The sequence below is a fragment of the Oleiphilus sp. HI0117 genome (assembly GCF_001635235.1).
This window is the reverse complement of the sequence record NZ_LWGA01000706.1, coordinates 1-6,710: the sequence shown is the minus strand read 5'-3', so window position 1 is coordinate 6,710 and position 6,710 is coordinate 1. Positions and strand designations below refer to the sequence as shown.

The 6,710-nt window shown below is 44.1% G+C and carries 8 protein-coding genes; 4 read left to right on the top strand and 4 right to left on the bottom strand.

All coding sequences use genetic code 11. The annotated features are described in order from the left end of the window. The 3 genes from A3757_RS10330 to A3757_RS10320 all read left to right on the top strand — a co-directional run. Positions 1-1,215: hybrid sensor histidine kinase/response regulator (locus A3757_RS10330; RefSeq protein WP_156506273.1), on the top strand; the 1,215-nt coding region annotated here is incomplete at its 5' end. A 3-nt stretch (positions 1,216-1,218) separates the two neighbouring features. Beyond that, on the top strand, positions 1,219-2,127 hold the full coding sequence (locus A3757_RS10325; RefSeq protein WP_369808238.1) for a response regulator: 909 nt from the start codon (positions 1,219-1,221) through the stop codon (positions 2,125-2,127). A gap of 95 nt (positions 2,128-2,222) precedes the next feature. Next, positions 2,223-2,588: a sirohydrochlorin chelatase gene (locus A3757_RS10320; RefSeq protein WP_068507391.1), complete on the top strand. Its 366-nt coding sequence runs from the start codon at positions 2,223-2,225 to the stop codon at positions 2,586-2,588. Between the two features lie 15 nt (positions 2,589-2,603). On the opposite strand, the gene A3757_RS10315 is transcribed toward A3757_RS10320, so the two are convergent. Both A3757_RS10315 and A3757_RS10310 read right to left on the bottom strand, forming a co-directional pair. Continuing rightward, positions 2,604-4,049, bottom strand: a complete 1,446-nt coding sequence (locus A3757_RS10315; RefSeq protein WP_068507389.1) for a wax ester/triacylglycerol synthase family O-acyltransferase — start codon at positions 4,047-4,049, stop codon at positions 2,604-2,606. 288 nt (positions 4,050-4,337) lie between these two features. Next, positions 4,338-4,757 carry a CBS domain-containing protein gene (locus tag A3757_RS10310; RefSeq protein ID WP_068553041.1) on the bottom strand — a complete coding sequence of 140 codons (420 nt, stop codon included), beginning with the start codon at positions 4,755-4,757 and terminating at the stop codon, positions 4,338-4,340. A gap of 195 nt (positions 4,758-4,952) precedes the next feature. On the opposite strand from A3757_RS10310, the gene A3757_RS10305 reads away from it, so the two are divergent. Continuing rightward, positions 4,953-5,408, top strand: a complete 456-nt coding sequence (locus A3757_RS10305) for a DUF2489 domain-containing protein (RefSeq protein ID WP_068507385.1) — start codon at positions 4,953-4,955, stop codon at positions 5,406-5,408. Here the strand turns inward: A3757_RS10305 and A3757_RS25170 are convergent. Further along, positions 5,405-5,716: a phospholipase A gene (locus A3757_RS25170; RefSeq protein ID WP_197469993.1), complete on the bottom strand. Its 312-nt coding sequence runs from the start codon at positions 5,714-5,716 to the stop codon at positions 5,405-5,407. The two genes, A3757_RS10305 and A3757_RS25170, sit on opposite strands and share 4 nt — an antisense overlap. 178 nt (positions 5,717-5,894) lie before the next feature. Further along, positions 5,895-6,617 carry a transporter substrate-binding domain-containing protein gene (locus A3757_RS10295; protein ID WP_082865106.1) on the bottom strand — a complete coding sequence of 241 codons (723 nt, stop codon included), beginning with the start codon at positions 6,615-6,617 and terminating at the stop codon, positions 5,895-5,897. Positions 6,618-6,710 lie beyond the last annotated feature (93 nt).

Genomic DNA, 6,710 nt, shown 5'->3' with positions numbered 1-6,710 from the left:
CTGCTTGATATATCAAAGATTGAGGCTGGGCGCTTGGACTTGTTTCGGAACAAGGTTCAGTTACCTGAATTGCTCGATCAGCTTGCCAGTATGTTTCAAATGCAGGCTAAGAACAAAGGGATTGAGCTTAACTTCAATATAGAAGGGCGATTGCCGAAAATGGTGATGGCAGATGAAAAGCGCTTGCGCCAGGTTTTGATCAATGTTCTGTCTAATGCTGTGAAGTATACACAAGAAGGTTCAATCGACTTTACGGTGAAGTACCGTTCTCAGGTGGCAGAATTCATTATCAAAGATACCGGGCCAGGGATAGAGGCTTCCTACCTCGCACGTATATTCGAACCTTTTGAAAGGGTGCGTAATACACATACACCGAATGTGCAGGGGACAGGTCTTGGTTTGACTATCGTGAAGCTCTTAACTGAAGTAATGGGTGGAGAGTTACAGGTCGACTCAGAACTTGGGAAGGGCAGTTGTTTTAAGGTGAGCTTAATGCTGCCCTGGGTGAATAATACTCAGCAGGTAGAAGAAGCAGTTAAGGCCAAGATAGTTGGCTACGAAGGTTATCAGCGAACTATCTGTTTGGTAGATGATGACCCGGTTCTAAGGGGCTTCTTGTCAGACTTACTCATTCCACTGGGTTTTACTACCTTAGAGGCTTTTGATGCACCATCTTGTATGGCGCTATTAGATACGGCCAAGCCAGATCTATTTGTTCTCGATGTCTCGATGCCTGGCAAAACAGGTTACGAATTGGCTGATGATTTACGTAGTGAGGGAATTAGTGTTCCGATTTTAATGCTCTCTGCCAATGCACAAATGCCATCGAGCGACTCCATTGCCACGGCCAGCTATTCTGATTATTTGATTAAACCGATTAACAATGCGGCTCTGTTAGATAAGCTAGCTGAGCATCTGGGCTTGCACTGGATATCGCAAAATGAAAGTGAAGATTTCGACTCGGTTAAAGTCTTGTCTAAAGAGCGCGATGGTAACCCTGAAGAAGCACAAACTAGTGACGCCTTCGTTATTCCCAACGACCCCTTAATTCGTGAGCTAAAAGCCTACGCCGAAATGGGCTACCGAAAGGGTGTCGTGCAAACTTTAGCTCAGGTAGAATCAGCTAAGTTACTACCGGAGCCATTTATGCAGAGCCTGTTTGCTATGAGTGACAGTTTCCAGTTCGACCAACTTGCGCAAGCCTTAAGTGATTAAATGATGACGCCTTTAAGCCAGACCGATATTGTGTTGGTTGTTGATGACTCCCCCGATGCTCTGAGCATGATTAACGATGCCTTGGAAGCGGAAGGAATGGACGTGCTGGTTGCTCTGGAAGGCAAGCAAGCCCTAACGATCGCTAAGCGCATTCGGCCCGATGTAATACTGCTCGATGCAGTCATGCCCGTAATGGATGGCTTTGAGACCTGTCGCCAGCTAAAGCAAAATGCAGACCTCGCAGATATTCCCGTTATTTTCATGACGGGTTTATCTGATACTGATGATATTGTTCGAGGCTTGGAAGTGGGTGGTGTTGATTACCTGGTTAAACCCATCAACCCGACAGAATTGCTAGCGCGTATGAAGGTGCATTTGAGCAATGCGCGTTTAACCAAGAGTGCGCAAAGTGCCTTGGATAGCACTGGGCAGCATCTCTTCACGGCTGATGAAAAAGGCATTGTTCGCTGGGCCACCCCGCAAACCTATGCTTTGTTTGCCAAAGCTAATATCTCTCCGACAGATGGTTCTGAGGCGTTTACAAAAATGCTTTCTCCATGGTTGGCTGGGTCTCCGCAGGACGGGGATAGTCTCAACTTAGAAGCACTAGAATATCCTTTATCTCTGAAGAGGGTAGGCAAACATTCCAATGGCGACCAGCTAATTAAACTGATTGACGGGAACAAGCCAACAGAAGCTGCTTTATTAAAAGCAAATCTCGATTTAACTGAGCGAGAGGCGGAAGTTTTGTTTTGGATAGCGAATGGGAAAACTAACCGCGAAGCAGCCGAAATTCTATCGATGAGCCCTCGAACGGTGAATAAACATTTGGAAATGATCTTTCCTAAACTTGGTGTCGAGAATAGAACGGCAGCGGCAGGGGTCGCCTTAAGGGTCTTGACACAGGGTTAATTATGGAAAAGACTGAGGTGTTGTTCTCATAGAGTACTCGTAGGCAGAGTAGTATACTGAGCCCAATGAAAAAATGGTTAATATAGTAGGACATTATGAAAGCATTAGTAATTGTTGCACACGGCTCACGACGAGCGTCCTCCAATGATGAAGTACGGGAGCTTTCCCGTAGCGTTCAGAATAAGGTCGGCGCTCAATATGCGATCGTCAATACTGGCTTTTTGGAGCTGGCTGAGCCATTAATACCCGACTCAATTATCCAGTGTATAGAGCAGGGAGCATCTGAAGTAGATGTCTTGCCTTACTTCTTGTCAGCCGGTAGGCATGTTATAGAAGACGTTCCGGCCGAAGTTGCTAAGGCTAGGGAGCAGTACCCTGATGTTAAGATAAACATTAAGACTCATCTGGGAGGTATGCCTGCGATGGTCAGTTTGATTCAGGATACGCTAAGCGTATCCTGATGAGCCTCGTTATAATTAGCGAGTCGTGGCTTTTTTAGTTTTCGTCTTTCTTGTCTTGGCTTTTTTTGTAAGTAAGCCTTCAAGCTCCTCGAGCGCTTCTCCTGAAAATACTGCCAGGTTCTGCATGCTTGGCAAGGTGTCACGACAACCGGTATAGCCAAAATTCAGTGAACCATCATAGCTTAAACAAGTAATATTCAATGCGCCGCCATGGGCGATTAATGATACTGGGTACATCGCCTCAAGTTTACAGCCATTGTAGTAGAGAGCCTTTTTCGGTCCAGGGACATTAGATATTGTAATGTTAAAGGCTGGACGCATTCTTCCGCCCAGGCCTGTGAGAAGCTGTAAAGAGTAGGGTGCCATCATCAGCATCGTGTACTGTGTCAGCGATGCTCTAGGCAAGCTTTGTAAGTGCTCCTTCGCAATCTGGGTCGACTCTTTAATGGTTGCTAAGCGGCGAAGCGGGTCCGCTTCATTGGTTGCTAAGCTAGCGATCATAAAACTAATGGCCGTACCTGTGCCTGTGTCATCCGCAGGGCGAATATTAACCGGAATACCTGCTGTTAAAGGTTGCTCAGGTAATTGTCCTTTTTCTAATAGGAACTGCCTCAACGAGGTGCCACATAAATAAAGCACAATATCGTTTAACGAGGCATCCGCCTCTGCTGCCAGTTTCTTAATTCTGTCTAAAGAATATTGCTGTGTAGCAAAGCGGCGAGCGGCTTGCACCCGGGTGTTAATGGTTGAATTAGGACCAGTAAACGGAGCAGAAAGTTTAACTCTATCCTGAACGGATGAACTGACCAGTTTTGCCAACGCACCCACTAACTGCGGGGTGTTCGAGGCTTGTTCTTTGATTGCGTCGATAGCTTGATCAAGCGCGCCTTGCCAAGTCGCAATGTGTTCGCCGCTTTTAATTTTCTTTGGCGTACCAATAGACCAAGGCGGTCTTGTATCGATATCGTCTGGAGACTCGCTTAGTGTGCGTTGCAATAAACGTACACCGCTTATGCCATCAATTAAGGAGTGGTGCATTTTGGTGTAGATGGCAAAGCGATTATTTTCCAGACCTTCGATGACATGGCACTCCCATAGAGGGCGTTTAAAGTCCATACGGTTGGAGTGTAATCTCGATACAAGTATACCCAACTCTCGTTCACCGCCTGGTTTGGGTAGAGCCGAATGACGTACGTGATAATCTAGGTCTATGTTCTTATCGATAACCCAAGACGGTGCGAGTAAGCGGCCCAGTAAGCTAGGCTTCGCGAGCTTTTTGTTCCAGGGGGAAACAATATCTCCAGCCGATTTCATGCGATGAACATCGTCGCGTAAAAAATTAGCAGGAGCATCTTTGGGGAGAGATAAAATTTGCAGATTGCCAACATGCATTGGCGTCTCTTCGGTATCCAATGCCAACCAAGAGGCATCAAGTATGTTTATCTTGTTATTCTGAGTCATTTTGCCAGGCCTTTTGGGAGTAATGAATACAAAGCGGAATCTTAACACACTTACTATATTAGACCATTAAACTTTATTGCCTAGGTCTATGAAGATATCGGAACTATTTATGTTCGCAGACAAGAAATTTACTTTTGGTATAGCAAATTTTGAAATGGAGTTGTCGTGAACCTTTTATTCGGCAGGGAGGGGGAATGGGGGCATATCGCGAATGGAGTTTTAAGAACCTGAAGATAGAGCAGGCTAAATGAAGTTAGAACAACTTTAGCCTGCTAGAGAAGCATAATACTACTTCACTGCACACATATCTTTTTTGGCCAGGCTAAGTGCTTTTAGTACATCAGCACGTCTAATAATGCCGATCACTTTATCATTTTCTATTACTGGGTAGATCTTGGGCCCTTTCCTTAGCATGCTTTCTGCTAGCTTAAGAATATCTTCATCAGGGGATACGGATAGAGGATTCTCTCGCATAATGTCAGCTGCTACTTCGTGGCTATCACAATAGTAGGTATTGTTGAGCATCTGCTTGATGCAGTTTTGCTCAGTGATAAAACCTACCAGTTTGCCGTCAGTATCTAACACTGGCGCTACTACGATATGGCTTTTGGTAAGTGTTTTAACGACTTCTTCAACGCTAGTATCAAGTTTAAATGAGTATGTCGCTGGGTGCATGTAATCGCGAACGTAAACCTTGGGAGATTCCATCTTGCCTCCAATAAAATTTGTAATGTATAAATGAGTTTGTTGAAGTGAGCATACTACGAGGTTTCTACTAGTGTGATGACCGGTGTCAATTTGAGTGCATTCCTATAAGGAACTAGTAATCACTTTAAAATAAATACACTATTTGCTGAAGCTGCTATAATTTCGCGCTTTCTATCTTTCGAGTTGATTTGTTATATGTCTGAGAACTTTATCTGGCTTGCAATTGTTGTCGGTAGTCTTGTTTCTATTTTCTTATTCCGTTTTAGCTTCAAAACATGGAACAAAATTCAAAGAATAGAGGACGCGAAAAAAGCTTATCTGGAGGAGGTGGCTGAAAAGAAAGATAAGGCCCTCAACAGCATTAAGGTTATCGCACAATGCATGTTAGACGAGCAGGTTGAGCTGTCGGAAGGATGCATTAGAATTAAAGTGCTACTTGACCATTTAGCCCCCAACCTGCATGAAGATGAGCGGTTTTCAGTGTTTATCAAAATGTATGATGCGCTAGAGCACATGCCAACTCATGAGGCGCGTAAGCAAACTGACAAACGAGTGATTTTTAAGCTGGATCAGGAACGCTTCAAACTGGAAGAAGACAACCAGCATGCGATACTCTCTGCGTCTAAAGCGCTCCTGGAGCATTCATTCTAGAGTAGGTCGGTGAGCAATATGCCCAGGCCTATTCGTTGTACCCGGTGGTCATAGTCAATTAGGCTTTCTCCATAGCCTTCAAAAAATTGTATGAAACCTCTTAATCGCCCCCACATCGGAAAACTGAATCCGGTTTCCGCAGACCCATAACCTGTGTCGAAGTTGTATCTCACCGAGCTGCTGAGTTTATAGCGCCCCCAGTCCATCACACCGGTAATTTCATAGTGACCTAGGTAGTCGTCGATATCCGGGTTATCATCGCCTCGGAATAAGTGGTTTGTCTTTTTGTTGTGTGCATGAGTGAGCAACTTCGGCCAGCGTTGTTTCAGCGGGCATACTCGCCGCTGTATTTAAGAAACAATCAATAGACTCTTCCGCTGCTGCTAACTTACTGAAAAATAGTAAAAAACCTAATAAGGTAAAATACTTGAGTCGTGCAATAGCCATTGTCGCTTCATGTATTGTTTCGATCTGTACGGTAGCCGGCTATTGTTGTTTATACTCACTATCGAAGTCAAAAAATAACTCGCCGGAAATTTCTTTATAGCGGCCTGAGTCCTTCATTCTTTTGAGTCTTGGTGAAAGCTCATCAAGGAAGCTTTGTGTGAGCGCTTTGTTATGACACGTAATACGGTCATAGCTTTCTACAAGAGGGTGCTTGGCAGAGTAACTCAATTGATCTACGAAAGGTTGCAAGTCCGGAAGCGCTGCGATCATGACATCAATACGCTTTACTTTGAGCTTTTTCAAGTTCTGGGCGTCTTTGTATACTTTGTCTAGTTTTATTTTTTCGCTAAGTCTATGTTTATAATAGTTCTCGTGCACATGTACGGCACCCACATTAAGTCCTTTAAGTTGACTGGAGCTAGTTAAAGGGCTTTGGTCGAGAGGGCTAAACATATAATAAGCGAAGGCACCTAGTGGAAAGCTTGCAATGATATTCTCATTTCCTAGCTTTTCTTGCATCACTTGCGTGAAAGAATAAATGTAGTCTGTATGGCCTTGCTCAAATGATACCAGGGCTCGTTTATAAGGCGTATATGATTGAATGATTTTGAAAGGCATATCTGAAATAGCTTCGTTCAGAATGCCTTGATAGATGCCAGACTGGTCTTCCTCAATTAGGCTAGTGATATGAGGCGCTGCTATCGCTATAGTTTGTGCGTCTGGTGATTTTGCGTGAACTAGACTACTAAAAATGCAAAGCAATAATATAAGATAATATTTGAGTATGCTCGAAATAAGCCTTTATAACGATAGAACTAGTGTCTTATATTAAAGCATAAGAATTACTAGAGTGCT